24 protein-coding genes are annotated in these 19,535 nt (G+C 62.0%); 22 read left to right on the forward strand and 2 right to left on the reverse strand.

Annotated elements, in window-relative coordinates; translation table 11 throughout:
• Positions 1-72 precede the first annotated feature (72 nt).
• The 10 genes from EIY71_RS15920 (at position 73) to EIY71_RS15965 (ending at position 9,133) form a co-directional block, all read left to right on the forward strand.
• Complete coding sequence (locus EIY71_RS15920; RefSeq protein WP_003183998.1) at positions 73-444, forward strand: chemotaxis response regulator CheY; 372 nt, start codon at positions 73-75, stop codon at positions 442-444.
• Positions 445-462: 18 nt separating this feature from the next.
• Positions 463-1,251, forward strand: a complete 789-nt coding sequence (locus tag EIY71_RS15925; protein ID WP_011333071.1) for a protein phosphatase CheZ — start codon at positions 463-465, stop codon at positions 1,249-1,251.
• A gap of 39 nt (positions 1,252-1,290) precedes the next feature.
• On the forward strand, positions 1,291-3,561 hold the full coding sequence (locus EIY71_RS15930) for a chemotaxis protein CheA (protein WP_134022267.1): 2,271 nt from the start codon (positions 1,291-1,293) through the stop codon (positions 3,559-3,561).
• Between the two features lie 49 nt (positions 3,562-3,610).
• Positions 3,611-4,747 carry a chemotaxis response regulator protein-glutamate methylesterase gene (locus EIY71_RS15935; RefSeq protein WP_085747100.1) on the forward strand — a complete coding sequence of 379 codons (1,137 nt, stop codon included), beginning with the start codon at positions 3,611-3,613 and terminating at the stop codon, positions 4,745-4,747.
• Positions 4,747-5,487: a flagellar motor protein gene (locus tag EIY71_RS15940; RefSeq protein WP_064600715.1), complete on the forward strand. Its 741-nt coding sequence runs from the start codon at positions 4,747-4,749 to the stop codon at positions 5,485-5,487. The genes EIY71_RS15935 and EIY71_RS15940 overlap by 1 nt, the downstream gene beginning before the upstream one ends.
• 12 nt (positions 5,488-5,499) lie before the next feature.
• Entirely contained in the window at positions 5,500-6,390 is an 891-nt protein-coding gene (gene motD, locus EIY71_RS15945; RefSeq protein WP_129973903.1) for a flagellar motor protein MotD, read from the forward strand.
• A 43-nt stretch (positions 6,391-6,433) separates the two neighbouring features.
• Positions 6,434-7,222 (forward strand): ParA family protein, encoded by a 789-nt coding sequence (locus EIY71_RS15950; RefSeq protein WP_007959220.1) that lies wholly within the window; start codon positions 6,434-6,436, stop codon positions 7,220-7,222.
• Between the two features lie 2 nt (positions 7,223-7,224).
• Positions 7,225-8,178, forward strand: coding sequence for a CheW domain-containing protein (locus tag EIY71_RS15955; protein ID WP_085747098.1), 954 nt, complete (start codon positions 7,225-7,227; stop codon positions 8,176-8,178).
• Positions 8,179-8,251: 73 nt separating this feature from the next.
• A complete protein-coding gene (locus EIY71_RS15960) occupies positions 8,252-8,737 on the forward strand; it encodes a chemotaxis protein CheW (RefSeq protein ID WP_007959223.1) in 486 nt (161 codons plus the stop codon).
• The gene (locus EIY71_RS15965; RefSeq protein ID WP_134022269.1) at positions 8,738-9,133 is read left to right on the forward strand and encodes a DUF2802 domain-containing protein; all 396 of its coding nucleotides are present in this window, start codon (positions 8,738-8,740) and stop codon (positions 9,131-9,133) included.
• A 56-nt stretch (positions 9,134-9,189) separates the two neighbouring features.
• Here EIY71_RS15965 and EIY71_RS15970 read toward each other — a convergent pair whose 3' ends face one another.
• Positions 9,190-9,519 carry an EscU/YscU/HrcU family type III secretion system export apparatus switch protein gene (locus EIY71_RS15970; protein ID WP_085747097.1) on the reverse strand — a complete coding sequence of 110 codons (330 nt, stop codon included), beginning with the start codon at positions 9,517-9,519 and terminating at the stop codon, positions 9,190-9,192.
• On the reverse strand, positions 9,516-11,090 hold the full coding sequence (locus EIY71_RS15975) for a flagellar hook-length control protein FliK (protein ID WP_134022271.1): 1,575 nt from the start codon (positions 11,088-11,090) through the stop codon (positions 9,516-9,518). Before EIY71_RS15975 ends, EIY71_RS15970 begins: the two co-directional genes overlap by 4 nt.
• A gap of 197 nt (positions 11,091-11,287) precedes the next feature.
• Here EIY71_RS15975 and ccmA point away from each other — a divergent pair, with 197 nt between their 5' ends.
• The 12 genes from ccmA to EIY71_RS16035 all read left to right on the forward strand — a co-directional run bounded on the left by ccmA (position 11,288) and on the right by EIY71_RS16035 (position 19,524).
• Positions 11,288-11,923, forward strand: a complete 636-nt coding sequence (ccmA, locus tag EIY71_RS15980; RefSeq protein ID WP_007959232.1) for a cytochrome c biogenesis heme-transporting ATPase CcmA — start codon at positions 11,288-11,290, stop codon at positions 11,921-11,923.
• On the forward strand, positions 11,920-12,588 hold the full coding sequence (gene ccmB / locus EIY71_RS15985) for a heme exporter protein CcmB (protein ID WP_011333083.1): 669 nt from the start codon (positions 11,920-11,922) through the stop codon (positions 12,586-12,588). The genes ccmA and ccmB overlap by 4 nt, the downstream gene beginning before the upstream one ends.
• A 78-nt stretch (positions 12,589-12,666) precedes the next feature.
• The gene (gene ccmC / locus EIY71_RS15990; RefSeq protein ID WP_039769743.1) at positions 12,667-13,422 is read left to right on the forward strand and encodes a heme ABC transporter permease; all 756 of its coding nucleotides are present in this window, start codon (positions 12,667-12,669) and stop codon (positions 13,420-13,422) included.
• Positions 13,419-13,595, forward strand: a complete 177-nt coding sequence (ccmD, locus tag EIY71_RS15995; RefSeq protein WP_011333085.1) for a heme exporter protein CcmD — start codon at positions 13,419-13,421, stop codon at positions 13,593-13,595. The genes ccmC and ccmD overlap by 4 nt, the downstream gene beginning before the upstream one ends.
• Positions 13,592-14,047, forward strand: coding sequence for a cytochrome c maturation protein CcmE (ccmE, locus tag EIY71_RS16000; protein ID WP_011333086.1), 456 nt, complete (start codon positions 13,592-13,594; stop codon positions 14,045-14,047). Before ccmD ends, ccmE begins: the two co-directional genes overlap by 4 nt.
• A 3-nt stretch (positions 14,048-14,050) precedes the next feature.
• Positions 14,051-16,039: a heme lyase CcmF/NrfE family subunit gene (locus tag EIY71_RS16005; RefSeq protein WP_085655456.1), complete on the forward strand. Its 1,989-nt coding sequence runs from the start codon at positions 14,051-14,053 to the stop codon at positions 16,037-16,039.
• A complete protein-coding gene (locus EIY71_RS16010) occupies positions 16,036-16,572 on the forward strand; it encodes a DsbE family thiol:disulfide interchange protein (RefSeq protein ID WP_085747095.1) in 537 nt (178 codons plus the stop codon). Before EIY71_RS16005 ends, EIY71_RS16010 begins: the two co-directional genes overlap by 4 nt.
• The gene (locus EIY71_RS16015; RefSeq protein WP_011333089.1) at positions 16,569-17,039 is read left to right on the forward strand and encodes a cytochrome c-type biogenesis protein; all 471 of its coding nucleotides are present in this window, start codon (positions 16,569-16,571) and stop codon (positions 17,037-17,039) included. The genes EIY71_RS16010 and EIY71_RS16015 overlap by 4 nt, the downstream gene beginning before the upstream one ends.
• A complete protein-coding gene (gene ccmI / locus EIY71_RS16020) occupies positions 17,036-18,238 on the forward strand; it encodes a c-type cytochrome biogenesis protein CcmI (protein WP_085747094.1) in 1,203 nt (400 codons plus the stop codon). The genes EIY71_RS16015 and ccmI overlap by 4 nt, the downstream gene beginning before the upstream one ends.
• Before the next feature lie 25 nt (positions 18,239-18,263).
• Entirely contained in the window at positions 18,264-18,671 is a 408-nt protein-coding gene (locus EIY71_RS16025) for a hypothetical protein (RefSeq protein ID WP_085611512.1), read from the forward strand.
• Between the two features lie 236 nt (positions 18,672-18,907).
• Positions 18,908-19,120, forward strand: a complete 213-nt coding sequence (locus tag EIY71_RS16030; RefSeq protein ID WP_085611511.1) for a type II toxin-antitoxin system HicA family toxin — start codon at positions 18,908-18,910, stop codon at positions 19,118-19,120.
• Positions 19,120-19,524, forward strand: coding sequence for a type II toxin-antitoxin system HicB family antitoxin (locus EIY71_RS16035; RefSeq protein ID WP_011333093.1), 405 nt, complete (start codon positions 19,120-19,122; stop codon positions 19,522-19,524). The genes EIY71_RS16030 and EIY71_RS16035 overlap by 1 nt, the downstream gene beginning before the upstream one ends.
• Positions 19,525-19,535 lie beyond the last annotated feature (11 nt).

Consider the following 19,535-nt stretch of genomic DNA (forward strand, 5'->3'; position numbering starts at 1 on the left):
GGATTGATTGAAATGGCGCGTCCAGGTGCTGGGCGCGTTTAAGACTGCTTGGAGGTCGAATTGAACAAAGACATGAAAATCCTCATCGTTGATGACTTCTCAACGATGCGGCGGATCATCAAGAACCTGTTGCGTGATCTCGGGTTCACCAACACCGTTGAAGCCGACGATGGCACCACTGCCATTCCGGTGCTCAACAGCGGCAGCATCGACTTTCTGGTGACCGACTGGAACATGCCCGGCATGACCGGTATCGACCTGCTGCGCCACGTGCGCGCCGATGAAAAGCTCAAGCACCTGCCGGTGCTGATGGTGACCGCTGAAGCCAAGCGCGAGCAGATCATCGAAGCGGCCCAGGCCGGCGTTAACGGCTACGTGGTCAAACCTTTCACGGCCCAGGCGTTGAAAGAAAAAATCGAGAAGATTTTCGAACGCATCGGCTGATGAACGCGCGGGGGAGCTATGGAGCATAACGAATCTTCACAGGGCGATTTTGAGTCGACCCTGAAAAAACACGCGGTCGAACTGGTCGAGAGCCTTGAAAAAGGCAAGTTCGGCGACGCTGTGCAACTGATCCATGAGCTCAATCAGACCCGTGACCGTGGCCTGTACCAGGAAGTGGGCAAGCTCACGCGTGAACTGCACAGTGCGATCGTCAATTTCCAGATCGATCCGCACATGCCGCAGGCTGAGGAAGTGTCGCAAATCACCGACGCTACCGAGCGCCTGGGCTACGTGGTCAAACTGACCGAAGCTGCTGCCAACCGCACCATGGATCTGGTGGAAAGCGCGACCCCTGTGGTCAATGGCCTGGCTGACGAAGCCCAGGCCTTGAGCGCCGATTGGGGCCGCTTCATGCGCCGTGAGGTCGGGGCTGAAGAGTTCCGTGAACTGGCGCGCCGGGTCGACGGTTTTCTGGCACGCAGCAGCGCGGACAACCGCGCGGTGTCGAGCAATCTGAACGACATTCTGCTCGCCCAGGATTACCAGGACCTCACAGGTCAAGTGATCAAGCGCGTGACCCAATTGGTCACCGAAGTCGAAAGCAACCTGCTCAAGCTCGTGCTCATGGCCAGCCAGGTGGACCGCTTTGCGGGCATCGAACATGACCGTGCGGCGATGCTTGCTGAAAAAGATCCACAAAAACATCTCTCGCAGGGTGAAGGTCCGCAGATTCATGCCGATAAACGAGAAGACGTTGTGTCCGGTCAGGACGATGTGGACGATTTGCTATCCAGCCTTGGATTTTGAGTTTTTTTGGGTTTTTAGACCTGTAGGAGCACCCCATTAATGAGCTTCGGCGCCGATGAAGAGATCCTTCAGGATTTCCTGGTTGAGGCCGGCGAGATTCTTGAGCAACTGTCCGAACAACTGGTCGAGCTGGAAAGCCGCCCGGATGACGCAGATCTGCTCAACGCAATTTTTCGCGGTTTCCACACTGTAAAAGGGGGCGCCGGCTTCCTTCAGCTCAACGAGCTGGTGGAGTGCTGTCACATCGCCGAAAACGTGTTCGACATCCTGCGCAAGGGTGAACGACGCGTCGATGCAGAACTGATGGACGTGGTGCTCGAAGCGCTGGACGCGGTGAACAGCATGTTCAGCGAAGTCCGCGATCGCAGCCCGATCACCGCCGCCACCCCGGAACTGCTGGCCGCCCTGGCGCGTCTGGCCGAACCGCAATCGGCGGATGAAGCCCCGGCTTCGCCGGTTGCCGAGATGATCGAAGAACTGGTCGTCGAAGGCGATTCGGGCGACATCACCGATAACGAATTTGAACAGTTGCTGGACTCGCTGAACGCCGTCAAGGCCGAAGCCGAAGCCCCGGCGGCTGCCGCTGCGCCGGCTTCCAGCGAAGCGGCCAGCGATGAAATCACCGACGCCGAGTTCGAGTCGCTGCTCGACCAGTTGCATGGCAAGGGCCAGTTCGCGGCCGACGCCGTGGCACCGGCGGCCGCTGCACCGGCTGCTCCGGCGGCGGGCGACAGCTCGGACATCACCGACGACGAATTCGAGGCCTTGCTCGATCAGTTGCACGGCAAGGGCAACTTTGCCGTTGATGCGCTGGAGTCGGCGATTGCTTCCGTTCCTGCAACGGCTGCTCCGGCAGCGGCTGCGGCCGGTAGCGATCTGATCAGCGACCACGAGTTCGAATCGCTGCTCGACGATCTGCATGGCAAAGGCAAGTTCACTGACGTCGCCACCGGTGCGGTCGTGACTGCCGGCAATGCTTCGGCGGTTGCAACGCCTGCTGCGAAGGCCCCGGCCGCTGCGGCAAAACCTGCTGCGAAAGCGCCTGAGCCGAAAGCCGAACCGGCCAAGCTAGCCGCCGCTGCTGCACCGGCTCCGGCCCGTGCACCGGCGACGCCGCCACCGGAAAAACCGGCGAGCGAAGCCGAGACCACCGTACGTGTGGACACTGCGCGTCTCGACGAAATCATGAACATGGTCGGCGAGCTGGTACTGGTTCGTAACCGTCTGGTGCGCCTGGGCCTGAACAGCGGCGACGAGTCGATGCAGAAGGCCGTGTCGAACCTCGACGTGGTCACCGCCGACTTGCAGACCGCCGTCATGAAGACCCGGATGCAGCCGATCAAGAAAGTCTTCGGCCGTTTCCCGCGTCTGGTTCGCGACCTGGCACGCCAGCTCAAGAAAGAGATCAACCTGGAACTGGTGGGCGAAGAGACCGACCTCGACAAGAACCTCGTCGAGGCCCTGGCCGACCCGCTGGTCCACTTGGTGCGCAACGCGGTCGACCACGGCATCGAGTCGCCGGAAGAACGTGAAGCGTCGGGCAAGGCCCGTGGCGGCAAGGTGATCCTGGCGGCCGAGCAGGAAGGTGACCACATCCTGCTGTCGATCTCCGACGACGGCAAGGGCATGGACCCGAACGTCCTGCGCGCCATCGCCGTGAAACGCGGTGTGATGGACAAGGATGCCGCCGATCGCCTGAGCGACACCGAGTGCTACAACCTGATCTTCGCCCCGGGTTTCTCGACCAAGACCGAGATCTCCGACGTGTCCGGCCGCGGTGTCGGCATGGACGTGGTGAAGACCAAGATTTCCCAGCTCAACGGTTCGATCAACATCTACTCGACCAAGGGCCAGGGCTCGAAGATCGTCATCAAGGTGCCGCTGACGCTGGCGATCATGCCGACCCTGATGGTGATGCTCGGCAATCAGGCGTTCGCGTTCCCGCTGGTGAACGTCAACGAAATCTTCCACCTCGACCTGTCGACCACCAACGTGGTGGACGGCCAGGAAGTGGTGATCGTGCGGGACAAGGCGCTGCCATTGTTCTACCTCAAGCGCTGGCTGGTCAGCTCCGCCGCTCACGAAGAGCAGCGCGAAGGCCATGTGGTGATCCTTTCGGTGGGCACCCAGCGGATCGGCTTCGTCGTCGATCAACTGGTCGGTCAGGAAGAAGTGGTCATCAAGCCATTGGGCAAGATGCTCCAGGGAACTCCGGGCATGTCCGGCGCCACCATCACCGGTGACGGCCGCATTGCACTGATTCTCGATGTTCCGAGCATGCTCAAGCGTTACGCCGCACGGCGTATTTGAATCCGGGGCGGCGGGGCGACAACGTCCCGCCGCACCTAATGGAGTGTTTATGGCAGTCAAAGTCCTGGTGGTGGACGATTCGGGTTTTTTCCGCCGCCGCGTCTCGGAAATTCTTTCAGCGGATCCGAGCATCCAGGTTGTCGGCACGGCAACCAACGGTAAAGAGGCGATCGATCAGGCCCTGGCCCTCAAGCCGGACGTGATCACCATGGACTACGAGATGCCGATGATGGATGGCATCACGGCCGTGCGGCACATCATGCAGCGCTGCCCGACCCCGGTGTTGATGTTCTCCTCGCTGACGCACGAAGGCGCCCGGGTCACCCTGGATGCGCTGGATGCCGGCGCGGTGGATTTCCTGCCGAAGAATTTCGAAGACATCTCCCGCAATCCGGAGAAGGTCAAGCAACTGCTGTGCGAGAAGGTTCACAGCATCTCGCGCAGTAACCGTCGTTTCAGTGCCTACAGTGCGCCAGCGCCTGCCGCTACACCTGCACCTGCGCCGACTCCGGCAGCAGCGCCGTCGAGCTTTGGCAGCCACAGTGCTCCGGCCCGTCCGGCACCTGCGCCTGCACCGACTCGCGCGCCAGCGGCCAGCGCTTCGTCGCCGGCCCCGAAACGCAAAAACTACAAGCTTGTGGCGATTGGTACATCGACCGGCGGCCCGGTAGCGCTGCAACGGGTTCTGACCCAGTTGCCGGCCAACTTCCCGGCACCGATCGTGCTGATCCAGCACATGCCGGCAGCCTTCACCAAGGCCTTCGCCGAACGTCTGGACAAGCTGTGCCGCATCAGCGTCAAGGAAGCCGAGGATGGCGACATCCTGCGTCCGGGCCTGGCGCTGCTGGCGCCGGGTGGCAAGCAGATGATGATCGATGGCCGTGGCGCGGTGAAAATCCTGCCGGGCGACGAGCGTCTGAACTACAAGCCGTGCGTGGACATCACCTTCGGTTCTGCAGCCAAATCCTACAGTGACAAAGTTCTGGCGGTGGTACTGACCGGCATGGGCGCCGACGGCCGTGAAGGCGCACGCCTGCTCAAGCAGGGTGGCAGCACGGTCTGGGCTCAGGACGAAGCCAGTTGCGTGATCTACGGCATGCCGATGGCCATCGTCAAAGCTGACCTCGCCGACGCGGTGTACAGCCTGGACGATATCGGCAAGCACATCGTCGAGGCATGCGTCTGATGGATGTTCTAAGCCTTATCGGGATCATCATGGCGTTCGTCGCCATCATCGGCGGCAACTACCTGGAAGGTGGTCACCTCGGCGCGCTGGCCAACGGCCCGGCGGCGCTGATCGTGCTCGGTGGCACCGTCGGTGCCGCGCTGCTGCAATCGCCGATGAGCGCGTTCAAGCGCGCCATGCAGATTCTGGCGTGGATCTTTTTCCCGCCGCGTGTGGATCTGGCCGGCGGTATCGACCGCGTGGTCAACTGGAGCCTCACCGCCCGCAAGGAAGGCCTGCTGGGCCTGGAAGGCGTGGCGGATGCCGAGCCTGATGCCTACTCGCGCAAAGGCCTGCAACTGCTGGTCGACGGCGCCGAGCCGGAAGCGATCCGCAGCATCCTCGAAGTGGATTTCTACACCCAGGAAGCCCGCGATGTCGAAGCGGCCAAAGTGTTTGAAAGCATGGGCGGCTACGCGCCGACCATCGGCATCATCGGTGCGGTGATGGGCCTGATCCACGTGATGGGCAACCTGGCCGATCCGTCGCAACTGGGCAACGGTATCGCGGTCGCGTTCGTCGCTACCATCTACGGTGTAGCCAGTGCCAACCTGATCCTGTTGCCGGTGGCCGCCAAGCTCAAGTCAATCGCGTTGCGACAGTCGCGTTATCGCGAAATGTTGTTGGAAGGGATCTTGTCGATCGCTGAAGGTGAAAACCCACGCTCCATCGAGTTGAAGCTTCAGGGCTTCATGGATTAAGGGACTAACCTCATGGCACGTCGTCGCCAGCATCAAGAGCACGTAAACCATGAACGTTGGCTGGTTTCCTACGCCGACTTCATTACCTTGCTCTTTGCCTTCTTCGTGGTGATGTACTCCATCTCGTCGATCAACGAAGGCAAGTACAAGATCATCTCCGAAGCGCTGATCGGGGTCTTCACCGACTCCGACCGCGCGCTCAAGCCGATCCCGATCGGTGAAGAACGACCGAAGACCGTGACCCCGGCCAAGCCGCTGGTCAAGGACGCCGAACAGGTTGACGCCGGCATCGCCGGGGCCAGCGATCCGCTGAAAAGCATCGCCGATGACATCAGCGCCGCGTTCGGTGACCTGATCTCCTCGAACCAGATGACCGTGCGCGGCAACGAGCTGTGGGTCGAGATCGAACTCAACTCCAGCCTGTTGTTCGGCAGCGGTGATGCGATGCCCAGCGATATCGCGTTCAACATCATCGACAAGGTCGCAGCGATTCTCAAACCGTTCGACAACCCGATCCACGTCGAAGGCTTCACCGACGATCAACCGATCCGCACGGCGCAGTACCCGACCAACTGGGAACTGTCCTCGGCGCGTTCGGCGAGCATCGTGCGCATGCTGGCGATGCAGGGTGTCAACCCTGGCCGCATGGCGTCGGTGGGCTACGGCGAATTCCAGCCGGTGGCCAACAACGCCACCGCCGAAGGCCGGGCGAAGAACCGTCGTGTGGTGCTGGTGGTGTCGCGCAATCTTGATGTGCGCCGCAGCCTGACCGGCACCGGAACCGCCCATGCGCAACCGGATGCCGCGTTGAAGCGTGCTGGCACACAAACTGCACCGACCCCGGTCAAGACGCCGGGACGCGAGAGTGCCGTCAATTCTCCGTCGCCCGCATTAATACGCTGAACCATGTCTCGGCCGAGTATACCGGCCGGGAGGAACGATCTGAATGAGAGTCTGGGCAGTCGCCAATCAAAAGGGTGGTGTTGGTAAAACCACTTCTTCCATCGCTTTAGCCGGTTTGCTGGCAGAGGCGGGCAAGCGCGTGGTCGTGGTCGATCTCGACCCGCACGGCTCGATGACCAGCTATTTCGGTTACGACCCCGACAGCCTGGAACACAGCAACTACGACCTGTTTCTGCACAAGGGCAGCGTGCCGCAAGGCCTGCCGGGCCAGCTGCTGCTGTCGACCAGCGATGAACGCATTTCCCTGTTGCCGTCGAGCACCGCGCTGGCCACCCTCGAGCGCCAGTCGCCGGGGCAGAGTGGCCTGGGTCTGGTGATCGCCAAGAGTCTGGCGCAGCTGTGGCAGGACTTCGATTACGCGATCATCGACAGCCCGCCGTTGCTCGGCGTGTTGATGGTCAACGCCCTGGCCGCGAGCCAGCAACTGGTGATCCCGGTGCAGACCGAGCACCTGGCCGTCAAAGGCCTGGAGCGTATGGTCAATACCCTGGCGATGATCAACCGCTCGCGCAAACAGGCGCTGCCGTTCAGCATCGTGCCGACCCTGTTCGACCGCCGCACTCAGGCGTCGATGGGCACCTTGCGCGTGCTGCGTGACAAATTCCCCGACGAGATATGGCAGGGTTACATCCCGGTCGATACCCGTCTGCGCGACGCCAGTCGTGCCGGTGTCACCCCTTCGCAGTTCGACGGCAAGAGCCGTGGCGTGCTGGCTTACCGCGCGCTGCTCAAGCATCTGCTGGCGCAGCAACTCGTTCCGCAGGTGGCTTGAGCATGAATCGGCCGATCAAGCTGACGTCGAAGCCGCAACTGGCGCTGCAGTCCTATCTGGACGGCTTGCTGCAGGAAGTGCCGGACGAGGTCGAGCAGCAAATCGCAGCCCCGGTCGAGGTGGTCGAGACCGCCGCGGCGCTCGATGAATTCCAGGCCGCCGTGCTTGAAGAGCAGGCCCGGGATGCGCAAAAAGCCGCCCGGCCGATCGCCCCCGTTGCAGCGCCTGCCGCTGTGGTAGCGAAGGCGCCTGCGACGTTGATCAAAGAGCCTGAGCCGGTGCGCGTGGTATCGACCCTGGCGCCGCTGCTGCAAACCCAGCTTCTGCAAACGCCTCCGGCTCCCGTAGTCCCAGAGCCAGAATCTGAAGCACCTGCGCCAGCCCCGGTCGAGCCGACCCTGGTTGCGCCGCTGGTGGAAGTGCATCTGCCGCCCAGCAACACGCCGCCACCGGTAGAAACCGACGGTCGTCCGGCCTGGGCTTCGGAAGCGTTCGAATGCCTGCTGTTCGACGTCGCCGGGTTGACCCTGGCGGTGCCGCTGGTGTGCCTGGGCTCGATCTATTCGCTGGCCGGCCATGAGCTGACGCCGCTGTTCGGTCAGCCGGAATGGTTCCTCGGGATTCTGCCGAGCCAGGCCGGCAACCTGAAGGTGCTGGACACCGCACGCTGGGTCATGCCGGATCGCTACCGCGATGATTTCCGTCAGGGCCTGCAATACGTGATTTCGGTGCAGGGTTACGAGTGGGGCCTGGCGGTGCATCAGGTCAGTCGCTCGTTGCGTCTGGACCCGAATGAAATCAAATGGAGAAGTCACCGGGGTCAGCGGCCATGGCTCGCCGGCACGGTGATTGAACACATGTGCGCCTTGCTCGATGTTTCCGCACTGGCCGAGTTGATCGCCAGCGGTGGGGCAAAGCACATGTCCGGCAGTAAGCCGAACCACAAACCGACATAAAGACAGTACCGGCATTCAAATGCCGGCGAACGAAACACACACCGCCAGGCGCGGTTTTTCGAGGGGCTAGGGTATGAACGACAAGGCTACGGCGGCAAAGGGTTCCGAAGATCCGATCCTGCAATGGGTGACCTTCAAGCTGGACAACGAAACCTACGGCATCAACGTGATGCGCGTTCAGGAAGTCCTGCGCTACACCGAGATCGCTCCGGTTCCGGGTGCGCCAAGCTACGTGCTGGGCATCATCAACCTGCGCGGCAACGTGGTGACCGTGATCGATACCCGTCAGCGCTTCGGCCTGATGAGCGGTGAGATCAGCGACAACACCCGTATCGTCATCATCGAAGCCGACAAGCAAGTGGTTGGCATCATGGTCGACAGCGTGGCCGAAGTGGTTTACCTGCGTCAGTCGGAAATCGAAACCGCACCGAACGTCGGTAACGAAGAGTCGGCCAAGTTCATCCAGGGCGTGTGCAACAAGAACAACGAGTTGCTGATCCTGGTCGAGCTGGACAAGATGATGAGCGAAGAAGAATGGTCGGAACTGGAGAACATCTGATTGATTCTCGAGGTAGCGGTCATTGTCCTGTTCCTGTTCTGGGCAGGCACGCTGGCGATGTTTCTGGCGTACATCAAGGCGCAGCGGATGATCGCTGCGCAACAGGCCCAGGGCGATGCGCTGCGTGATCAGCGCATCAAGGACCTGGCCAAGCGTGTCGACGATTACCAGAACGGCAACGTGCGCATGGGCGAAGCCCTGCACGAGCTGCGCTCGGTCGTCGGTCCGATCCCGGACAAACTCGCCCAGCTCGAGCAGCGTGATCCATCCAGCCTGTCATTCGCCCAGGCGGCGAAACTGGTGGGGATGGGCGCGAGTGTCGATGAGCTGACCCAGTCCTGCGGGTTGACCCAGGCTGAGGCGGAGTTGATGCGCAAGCTGCACAGAAGCAGCTAAAAGCTTCAGGTGGGAACGAAAAAACGCAGTCATCGATGACTGCGTTTTTTTTGCCTTCAGTAATCGTCGCCGCGTTCGGTGACGTCTTTCTCGACCATCGGTGCATCCGGGTTGTGTCCCGCCGGGAACTTGCCCTTGAGGTTCCAGGCGAACGCGATGATCTCGGCGATCGTGCGGTACAGCTCTTCGGGGATGCTGTCGCCCAGTTCCATCCGCGCCAGCAACTTCACCAGTTCGGCGTTTTCGTAGATCGGCACTTCACAGTCGCGGGCGATCCGCAGGATTTCTTCGGCCAGTGCTTCGTCGCCCTTGGCGGTGAGGGTCGGGGCGTGGCTGCCGTCGTATTTGAGGGCGATGGCCTGGCGTGGAGCGGTGGTGTCATTCATGCGGTTTCGTCGACCCAGCGGTGTTCGAGGCGGGTTTGGATGCCTTGCGGCGGGGTGCCGAGGTGGCAGTCGATGTCGCCGACGTTCAGCCCGGAATCCAGCAGGCGCTGGCGCAGTGCAGTCAGATTGCTTTCGATCAGGCTCGCGGTGTACGGCCGCTCGGCCCATAGCTGACTGGACAGGCTGCCGCTGATCAATTGCGCCTGAATCTGCATCGGCCCCAGCGGTTCCATGTCGAACGCCAGATCGACGCGCCACAGTTGTTGTTTCGGCTCGCGCTCATCGCGGCGCTGCTCGTTCGCTTCCTGTTTCTCCGGTGCTTCTTCGCGCTGGAACTTGACCTGCAACGGCACGATGTCCTGCAGGTTGCGCATCGGGATTTCCAGTTGCCAGGTGCTCAGCAGGCGGCCGTCGTCGGTGACGCCGGTCTGTTCCAGACTCGACAGCTGATGGCTTTGCAAGCGCGACACGGCGGCTGCGGCGAGGCGCAGCAAATGTTCCAGATCGCCTTCACCTTCCAGACTTTGCAGCAGCCGGTCGGGCAGCGGAAAACTGCTCGGCACCGGCTTCGCACTGACCTGACCGAGCATGCCCAGGGCGTTGCGCACAAAGCTCGGCAGCGCCTGGGCCAGCGTGTTGGCGGCGATGATCGCATTCAGGTTGGTATTGCCGGGCAGGCCGGGGGTTATCTGGGCGATCAGCTTGAGCAGATCGGCTTTCATGTCCGGGGCCAGTGTCGGGTTCTGTCCGGTCAGCAGTTTGGTTTCGAGGAACACGCCGCTGTTGGCCAGCGCCTGGGCCAGACCTTTTGGGGTGCTCAGTTGCTGCACGTCCGGCAGGTTGGCGAGCAGTTTGTCCACGGCGGCACGCAAATCCTGGGAGGTCTGATTGGTGGCGGGGGGCAGGCTCTGGAGCATTTTCAGCAAGCCGTCGAGCGAGCCCTGACGGCTTTGCTGACTGACCAGTTGCTGGCTGACCGCCAGTTGTTCCTGGCGATTGCTCAGCGGCAGGAACTTCAGGGTTTGCGAGTCCTGCACCAGCGCCGACAGCAAGGTGCCGATACGCAACGGTTGCGGGCTGTCGATGCTCAGGGTGGTGCCGCTCAACGCGGTGTTGAGCAGGCTGACCATCGAGCGATACACCGTCGGTTGCCCCGGCACCTGCGGCAAGACCTGAGCCGTCAGCACCTTGCCTTGCAGCAGCGTGCCGACCGGCAGTTGCGCGGTGTCGATGCGGGTGAGGGTGGCGACGCTGCTGGCGATGGCCTGTTGCACGGTGATCGCCAGATTGCCCGCCGACGGCTGGGTGATCGCCAGGCTGGTGCCCTGAGGCAGCGGCAGATTGCTGGTCGCCTGCACGGTGGTCTGACGGCCGCTGTCCAGCGTCACCTTGAGCAGCAACTGAAAGGTCTGATCCGCCTGCTTGAGCGACAACACCTCGGCCTTGGCGCTCTGGCCGGCGGCAATCAGCCCGTCGACCGGCGTCAGCAACTTCAGCAGCTCACCCACCTGCGGGCGAACGGTCGCCGGGGTGGTGGGCGGGAGCGGGAGGATGTTCATTTCGCCTGTCATACGCGGACACAACCTGAGGAAAATGCACTCTGGAGAGAGGATGGCGACATGTATAATGCCGCCCGTCGTTCCAGGAGTGGCGAAAACATTGCAATTGTTTGACGCAGCTCTCTAGATCGAGCCGTCAATGCATCTATGCTGCAACTCTTTAACGGCCGCGCCAGAGCCGACTTGAACCGTATAAGGCCCGTGAACCCTTGACCAGTCCTGTCCTGCAAACCGTTGCCCTCGCGTGTGAACGTGATCTCAGACTGCTCTTCGACAATCTCGAATTGAGACTGGCCAGTGGCGATATGGTGCAGATCAGCGGCCCCAACGGCAGCGGCAAGACCAGCCTGCTGCGTTTGCTGGCCGGTTTGATGCAGCCGACCGACGGTCAGGTACTGCTCAACGGCAAGCCGCTGGGCGAGCAACGCAGCGAGCTGGCGCGCAACCTGCTGTGGATCGGCCATGCCGCCGGGATCAAGGATCTGCTCACGCCGGAAGAAAACCTCGCCTGGCTCTGCGCCCTGCATCAACCCGCCGAACGCGACGCGATCTGGCAGGCCCTGGCGGCGGTTGGATTGCGCGGTTTCGAGGATGTTCCCTGCCACAGTCTGTCCGCCGGCCAGCAGCGCCGCGTGGCATTGGCGCGGTTGTATCTGGACAGCCCGCCGTTGTGGATTCTCGACGAACCGTTCACCGCCCTCGACAAACAGGGCGTGGCACAGCTTGAAGAACACCTGGCCGGGCACTGCGAACGGGGAGGGCTGGTGGTGCTCACCACGCACCATACGCTGAGCCGGATGCCGGCCGGTTATCGCGACATCGATCTGGGGAATTGGGCGGTATGAGTGTGTTCGGCCTGCTGGTTGCCCGTGAATCCCGACTGCTGTTCCGTCGCCCGGCGGAGCTGGCCAATCCGCTGATTTTCTTCGCCATCGTCATCGCGCTGTTCCCGCTGGCCGTCGGACCGGAAACTCAAGTATTGCAAAACTTGTCCCCGGGGTTAGTCTGGGTGGCGGCACTTTTGTCGGTCCTGCTCTCGCTGGACGGGCTTTTCCGCAGTGATTTCGAAGATGGCTCCCTTGAACAGTGGGTCCTTTCGCCGCACCCCCTGCCACTTCTGGTATTGGCCAAGGTGCTGGCACACTGGCTTTTTTCCGGGCTGGCACTGGTTTTGCTCTCGCCGTTACTGGCGTTGATGCTCGGGTTGCCGGCTGCGTGTCTGCCGGTTTTGCTGCTTTCGTTGCTGCTGGGAACACCGGTGCTGAGCTTGCTCGGCGCGGTGGGCGCGGCGCTGACGGTCGGTCTGAAACGCGGTGGCCTGTTGCTGGCGCTGCTGATTCTGCCGTTGTACATCCCGGTGTTGATCCTCGGCAGTGGCGCCTTGCAGGCGGCGTTGCAGGGCATGCCGGCGCTTGGTTATCTGTTGTGGCTTGGCAGCCTGACCGCCCTGGCGATAACCCTGACACCTTTTGCAATAGCGGCTGGCCTGAAGATCAGCGTCGGCGAATAATGAGGTCTGGTTAAAATTTAACCAGCAAAGACCCTGAGACTGCTCACACCGATGAGCGGCACCCGTGATGGAAACAGTATGAACTGGACCTGGTTTCACAAGCTCGGCTCGCCCAAGTGGTTCTACGGCATCAGCAGCAAGTTTTTGCCGTGGTTGAGCCTCGCCGCGTTGTTGCTGATCTGCGTTGGCGTCATCTGGGGCCTGGCCTTCGCGCCGCCGGACTATCAGCAAGGCAACAGCTTTCGCATCATCTATATCCACGTGCCCGCCGCGATGCTCGCTCAGTCGATCTACGTGATGCTGGCGGTGTGCGGGGTGGTCGGGCTGGTGTGGAAGATGAAACTGGCCGATGTCGCCCTGCAGTGCGCCGCACCGATCGGTGCGTGGATGACCGCCGTGGCGCTGGTCACCGGGGCGATCTGGGGCAAACCGACCTGGGGTTCGTGGTGGGTCTGGGACGCGCGTCTGACCTCGATGCTGATTCTGCTGTTCCTGTATTTCGGCGTGATCGCGCTGGGCAACGCCATCAGCAACCGCGACAGCGCCGCCAAGGCCTGCGCGGTGCTGGCCATCGTCGGCGTGATCAACATTCCGATCATCAAATACTCGGTGGAGTGGTGGAACACTCTGCACCAGGGCGCGACCTTCACCCTCACCGAAAAACCGGCGATGCCCGTCGAGATGTGGCTACCGCTGCTGCTGACGGTGCTGGGTTTCTACTGTTTCTTCGGCGCCGTGCTGTTGCTGCGCATGCGCCTTGAAGTGCTCAAGCGCGAAGCCCGCGCCAGTTGGGTGAAAGAAGAAGTGCAGAACAGCCTGGAGGCCGCTCGATGAGTTTCGCGTCATTCGGCGACTTCCTCGCCATGGGCCATCACGGCCTGTATGTCTGGTCGGCCTACGGCATCTGTCTGGCGGTACTGATCCTCAACGTGGCGGCGCCGATCGCGGCCCGCAAGCGTTATCTGCAACAAGAGGCGCGTCGTCTGCGCCGGGAGAACGGCAAGTGAATCCGCTGCGTAAAAAGCGTCTGATCATCATCCTGGCAATTCTGGTCGGGGTCGGCGCTGCCGTCGGCCTGGCCCTGAGCGCCCTGCAGCAGAACATAAACCTGTTTTACACCCCGACCCAGATCGCCAACGGCGAAGCGCCGCAGGACACCCGCATCCGCGCCGGCGGCATGGTCGAGAAGGGCTCGCTGCAACGCTCCACGGATTCGCTGGACGTGAAATTCGTGGTCACTGACTTCAACAAGTCCGTGACCATCACCTACCGTGGAATCCTGCCGGATCTGTTCCGTGAAGGGCAGGGCATCGTCGCACTGGGCAAGCTCAACGCCGATGGCGTGGTAGTCGCCGATGAAGTACTGGCCAAGCACGACGAGAAATACATGCCGCCGGAAGTGACCAAAGCCCTGAAGGACAGCGGCCAATCCGCGCCAACCCCTGCGAAGGAGGGTTGATCGATGACATCCAGCATTTTCATTCCTGAGTTGGGCCATCTGGCCATGATCCTCGCGCTGTGTTTTGCGCTGGTGCAGGCCGTGGTGCCGTTGCTCGGTGCCTGGCGCGGCGACCGTCTGTGGATGGGGCTCGCCCAACCGGCGGCGTGGGGGCAGTTCGCATTTCTGCTGTTCGCCTTCGGTTGCCTGACCTACGCCTTCATGACCGACGATTTCTCCGTGGCTTACGTCGCGATGAACTCCAACAGCGCGCTGCCGTGGTACTACAAGTTCAGCGCGGTGTGGGGCGCCCACGAAGGGTCGCTGCTGCTGTGGGCGTTGATCCTTGGCGGCTGGACCTTCGCCGTGTCGGTGTTCTCCCGGCAACTGCCGCAAGTGATGCTCGCTCGCGTGCTGGCGGTGATGGGCATGATCAGCACCGGTTTCCTGCTGTTCCTGATCCTCACCTCGAACCCGTTTTCGCGGATCCTGCCGCAGATCCCGGCCGACGGTCGTGACCTCAACCCATTGCTGCAGGACATCGGCCTGATCGTGCATCCGCCGATGCTCTACATGGGCTACGTCGGTTTCTCGGTGGCGTTCGCCTTCGCCATCGCCGCGTTGCTCGGCGGTCGTCTCGATGCCGCGTGGGCACGCTGGTCGCGTCCGTGGACCATCGTCGCCTGGGCCTTCCTCGGCATCGGCATCACCCTCGGTTCGTGGTGGGCTTACTACGAACTCGGCTGGGGTGGCTGGTGGTTCTGGGACCCGGTGGAAAACGCCTCCTTCATGCCATGGCTGGTGGGCACGGCGCTGATTCACTCGCTGGCGGTCACCGAGAAACGTGGCGTGTTCAAGAGCTGGACGGTGTTGCTGGCCATTGCCGCGTTCTCCCTGAGCCTGCTCGGCACCTTCCTCGTGCGTTCCGGCGTGCTGACCTCGGTGCACGCGTTTGCCTCCGATCCTGAGCGCGGCGTGTTCATCCTGATCTTCCTGCTGTTCGTGGTCGGTGGTTCGCTGACCCTGTTCGCATTGCGCGCTCCGGTGGTCAAGAGCCAGGTCGGCTTCAACCTGTGGTCGCGGGAAACCCTGCTGCTGGGCAATAACCTGGTGCTGGTGGTGGCAGCGTCGATGATCCTGCTCGGCACCCTGTATCCGCTGATTCTCGACGCGATCAGCGGCGCCAAGCTGTCGGTCGGCCCGCCGTACTTCAACGCGTTGTTCATTCCGTTGATGGCGCTGTTGATGCTGGTGATGGCGGTCGGCGTGATCGTGCGCTGGAAAGACACCCCGGTGAAATGGCTGGTCAGCATGCTGACCCCGGTGCTGCTGGGCAGCGTTGCGCTGGCGGTGGTAGCCGGCGTCGCCTACGGCGATTTCAACTGGGCCGTCATCGCGACGTTCCTGCTCGCGGCCTGGGTGTTGCTGGCCGGCGTGCGCGACATCTTCGACAAGACCCGCCACAAAGGTCTGATCAAAGGCCTGCCGACCCTGACCCGCAGTTACTGGGGCATGCAGATCGCCCACCTCGGTATCGCCGTCTGTGCGCTGGGCGTGGTGTTGTCGAGCCAGAACAGTGCCGAACGCGACCTGCGTCTGGCACCGGGCGAGTCGATGGATCTGGCCGGTTATCAGTTCGTGTTCGAAGGCGCCAAGCACTTCGAAGGCCCGAACTTCACCTCCGACAAGGGCACCGTCCGGGTGATCCGCAACGGTCAGGAAATCAGCGTGCTGCACCCGGAAAAACGTCTGTACACCGTGCAGAACTCGGTGATGACCGAGGCCGGGATCGACGCCGGTTTCACCCGTGACCTCTACGTCGCTTTGGGTGAACCGCTGGGCGATGGCGCCTGGGCAGTGCGGGTCCACGTCAAACCGTTCGTGCGCTGGATCTGGTTCGGCGGCCTGCTGACCGGTTTCGGTGGTTTGCTGGCGGCGCTGGATCGGCGTTATCGAGTGAAGGTCAAAGCCAAAGTGCGTGAAGCGCTGGGCATGGAAGGAGCCGCTGCATGAGACGTTGGTTGATGCTGGTGCCATTGGCGATTTTCCTGCTGGTGGCCGTATTCCTTTATCGCGGTCTGTATCTGGATCCGGCGGAGCTGCCGTCGGCGATGATCAACAAGCCGTTCCCGGAGTTTTCGCTGCCGGCGGTGCAGGGCGACAAGACCCTGACCCGCGCCGACATCCTCGGCAAACCGGCACTGGTCAACGTCTGGGGCACCTGGTGCATTTCCTGCCGGGTCGAGCACCCGGTGCTGAACAAACTCGCCGAGCGCGGCGTGGTGATCTACGGGATCAACTACAAGGACACCAACGCCGATGCGTTGAAGTGGCTGGCCGAATTCCACAATCCGTATCAACTGGACATCCGCGACGACGAAGGCTCGCTGGGCCTGAACCTGGGTGTCTACGGTGCGCCGGAAACCTTCTTCATCGACGCCAAGGGCGTCATCCGCGACAAGTACGTCGGCGTAATCGACGAGCAGGTCTGGCGCGAAAAACTGGCGGCCAAGTATCAGGCGCTGGTCGACGAGGCCAAGCCATGAAGCGCTTTTTAGCTGCCATGGTGTTGGGCTTGAGCCTGGCCGGTGTGGCCCACGCCGCCATCGACACCTACGAGTTCGCCAAAGAAGGCGATCGCGAGCGTTTCCGCGAGCTGACCAAGGAACTGCGCTGCCCCAAGTGCCAGAACCAGGACATCGCCGACTCCAATGCACCGATTGCCGCCGACCTGCGCAAAGAGATTTTCCGCATGCTCGGCGAGGGCAAGGACAATCAGCAGATCATCGACTTCATGGTCGATCGCTACGGTGATTTCGTCCGCTACAAACCGGCGCTCAATGCCAAGACCGCGTTGCTCTGGTTCGGCCCGGCCGGCCTGTTGCTGGGTGGCTTCGTGGTGATTGCCGTGATCGTCCGCCGCCGTCGCGGGCAACGCGCCGAGACGCCGCAATCGCTGTCCCCTGAAGAGCGTCAGCGCCTCGACCAACTGTTGGATAAAAACCAAGAATGATTGATTTCTGGCTTGCCGCAGGGCTGTTGCTTCTGGTCGCCCTGAGTTTTCTGCTGATCCCCGTCCTGCGTGAACGTCGCGCCCAGCGTGAAGAGGATCGAACCGCCCTCAACGTAGCGCTGTATCAGGAACGCGTCGCCGAACTGCAATCGCAGCAGGCCGAAGGCGTCCTCGATGCTGCGCAAATGGACAGTGGCCGTGCCGAAGCGGCCCGTGAGTTGCTTGCCGACACTGAAGGTGTGGCGCCGGCGCGGGTTTCGCGTCTGGGCAAGCCGTTGCCGCTGCTGGCAGCCGTGCTGGTGCCGGTGTTGGGACTCGGTCTGTATCTGCATTTTGGCGCGAGCGACAAGGTCGAACTGACCCGCGAGTTCGCCCAGGCGCCGCAGTCGATGGAAGAGATGACCCAGCGTCTGGAGCGCGCAGTTGCCGCACAACCGGATTCGGCTGAAGGCGTGTATTTCCTCGGTCGTACCTACATGGCTCAGGATCGCCCGGCGGACGCGGCGAAGATGTTCGAACGTGCCGTCAATCTCGCCGGTCGCCAGCCGGAACTGCTCGGCCAGTGGGCGCAGGCCCAGTACTTTGCCGACAACAAAAAATGGTCGGACAAGGTTCAGGCCCTGACCGACGAAGCGCTGAAAGCCGATCCGAAGGAAGTCACCAGCCTCGGCCTGTTGGGCATCGCCGCGTTCGAAGGCGAGCGTTATCAGGAAGCCATCGACTACTGGAACCGTCTGCTGGCGCAACTGCCGCCACAGGACAAATCCCGCGAGGCCCTGCAGGGCGGCATCACCCGCGCCACCGAAAAGCTGCAGGCCAGCGGTGGCAAGGTCGCCTCGGCGCCAGCAGCGAAAGCGGCGGCGTTGTTGAAAGTGCGTGTGGATCTGGCCAGCGAGCTCAAAGCCAAGGTGCAACCGGGTGACAGCGTGTTCATTTTTGCCCGCGCCACCTCGGGCCCGCCGGCACCGCTGGCAGCCAAGCGCCTGACCGTCGCCGATCTGCCGGTGACTGTCGAACTGGGCGATGCCGACGCGATGATGCCGCAATTGAAACTGTCGAACTTCCCCGAAGTCCAACTGGTTGCGCGCATCTCCCGTGCCGGTGAGCCGACCGCCGGTGAGTGGGTCGGTCGCAGCGGGCCTCTGGCCAGCAGCACCACCGCGCCGCAGACACTGACCATCGACAGCCCGGACAAATAGCCGGAACCAACAGGAAAGTACCGCCATGAACGCCATCGCCCGAATCACAGTCCTCACACTGGCCCTGGGCTTGAGCGCATGTGCGGTGCAACGACCGGAGCCGACCACCAGGCTGCCGCCTATCCCGCCGTCACAACCCAGCCCGACCCCGTCGACCAGCCCGACGCCGAGCAAGCCCGGCATCCCGGCCAAACCCGCCAAACCTGTCCCGCGCACCTCCGCCAGCTTCGCCCCGCCCCCTGGCGGCAACAGCCACTGGGACCAGAAACTGGGCGTTTACGTGCTCGACGACCAGACCAACACCTTCTACCGTCAGCGCACCTACTACCGCTGGAACAACGGCTGGAGCCGCTCGATCAGCCCCAACGGCCCGTGGGAAGAAACCAACATCCACGGCGTACCGGCGGGACTGGGCAAGCAGTTCGGGGAGTAATGAAAAACGGCGATCTCAGGATCGCCGTTTTGCTGTCTGGGGTGATGAGCAATGCCTCACTCGTATCCTGTCATCAACGCCTGAGCTTGCTTTGCGAGAAGCGCCAATGCCAGCTCGCTGGGGCAGTGCATCAATCACATGCTGCAAAACAACCGAACGTCGTGCTGCGAATTTCTGTGCTTGAGTAAAGATAACTCTAGGGTTACTTTTGTTAAGCCGAAGCAAGGAGGCGGTTGGTGCAGAGCAGGTTATTGATCAAGGAGCTGGAGGAGGCAGGCTGGACGCTGGACCGGATAACCGGCAGCCACCACATCTTCACGCACCGTTACAACCCATACACGATTCCCGTCCCGCATCCGAAAAAGGATTTGCCGGTCGGGACGGTCAAGAGCATCAGGAGGCGTGCCGGGTTGTACAACCCGCCAGCCAGTTACAGAGGAGATCCGTAATGCAATACCCAATCTGCATCGAATGGGGTGACGAGAACACCGCCATCGGGATTCAGATCCCCGATATTCCCGGCGCGATTACTGCCGGAGATACGTTTGAGGATGCCTACAACGCGGCCGTCGAGATTGCCCACATCATGCTGCAGGAGATTGCGGCCGATGGCGACTCGATTCCGATGCCGACTTCGGCGGCCACCCATCGCAACAACCCGGAGTTTGCCGACATGGGCTGGGGCATGCTCGAGCTGGACATCTCGCCGTACATGGGCAAGACCGAAAAGGTCAATGTGACGTTGCCGGGCTATGTCATCCAGCGCATTGACCGCTACGTGCGTGAACACAATGTCAAAAGCCGCTCCTCTTTTCTGGCGGATGCCGCCATGGAAAAACTGGTTCGGCATTGAGCCTCGAGCAC

Source organism: Pseudomonas sp. CH235 (assembly GCF_004368175.1).
GTDB lineage: Bacteria > Pseudomonadota > Gammaproteobacteria > Pseudomonadales > Pseudomonadaceae > Aquipseudomonas > Aquipseudomonas paraglycinae.

Coding starts and splice junctions, on each gene's coding strand:
- EIY71_RS16005 (WP_085655456.1), top strand. CDS start 14,051: ATGACATCCAGCATTTTCATTCCTGAGTTGGGCCATCTGGCCATGATC.
- ccmB (WP_011333083.1), top strand. CDS start 11,920: ATGAGTGTGTTCGGCCTGCTGGTTGCCCGTGAATCCCGACTGCTGTTC.
- motD (WP_129973903.1), top strand. CDS start 5,500: ATGGCACGTCGTCGCCAGCATCAAGAGCACGTAAACCATGAACGTTGG.
- EIY71_RS15920 (WP_003183998.1), top strand. CDS start 73: ATGAAAATCCTCATCGTTGATGACTTCTCAACGATGCGGCGGATCATC.
- EIY71_RS15950 (WP_007959220.1), top strand. CDS start 6,434: ATGAGAGTCTGGGCAGTCGCCAATCAAAAGGGTGGTGTTGGTAAAACC.
- EIY71_RS16010 (WP_085747095.1), top strand. CDS start 16,036: ATGAGACGTTGGTTGATGCTGGTGCCATTGGCGATTTTCCTGCTGGTG.
- ccmI (WP_085747094.1), top strand. CDS start 17,036: ATGATTGATTTCTGGCTTGCCGCAGGGCTGTTGCTTCTGGTCGCCCTG.
- EIY71_RS16035 (WP_011333093.1), top strand. CDS start 19,120: ATGCAATACCCAATCTGCATCGAATGGGGTGACGAGAACACCGCCATC.
- EIY71_RS16015 (WP_011333089.1), top strand. CDS start 16,569: ATGAAGCGCTTTTTAGCTGCCATGGTGTTGGGCTTGAGCCTGGCCGGT.
- EIY71_RS15935 (WP_085747100.1), top strand. CDS start 3,611: ATGGCAGTCAAAGTCCTGGTGGTGGACGATTCGGGTTTTTTCCGCCGC.
- EIY71_RS15925 (WP_011333071.1), top strand. CDS start 463: ATGGAGCATAACGAATCTTCACAGGGCGATTTTGAGTCGACCCTGAAA.
- EIY71_RS15955 (WP_085747098.1), top strand. CDS start 7,225: ATGAATCGGCCGATCAAGCTGACGTCGAAGCCGCAACTGGCGCTGCAG.
- EIY71_RS15975 (WP_134022271.1), bottom strand. CDS start 11,090: ATGACAGGCGAAATGAACATCCTCCCGCTCCCGCCCACCACCCCGGCG.
- EIY71_RS15940 (WP_064600715.1), top strand. CDS start 4,747: ATGGATGTTCTAAGCCTTATCGGGATCATCATGGCGTTCGTCGCCATC.
- EIY71_RS16025 (WP_085611512.1), top strand. CDS start 18,264: ATGAACGCCATCGCCCGAATCACAGTCCTCACACTGGCCCTGGGCTTG.
- EIY71_RS15930 (WP_134022267.1), top strand. CDS start 1,291: ATGAGCTTCGGCGCCGATGAAGAGATCCTTCAGGATTTCCTGGTTGAG.
- EIY71_RS15970 (WP_085747097.1), bottom strand. CDS start 9,519: ATGAATGACACCACCGCTCCACGCCAGGCCATCGCCCTCAAATACGAC.
- ccmC (WP_039769743.1), top strand. CDS start 12,667: ATGAACTGGACCTGGTTTCACAAGCTCGGCTCGCCCAAGTGGTTCTAC.
- ccmD (WP_011333085.1), top strand. CDS start 13,419: ATGAGTTTCGCGTCATTCGGCGACTTCCTCGCCATGGGCCATCACGGC.
- EIY71_RS15960 (WP_007959223.1), top strand. CDS start 8,252: ATGAACGACAAGGCTACGGCGGCAAAGGGTTCCGAAGATCCGATCCTG.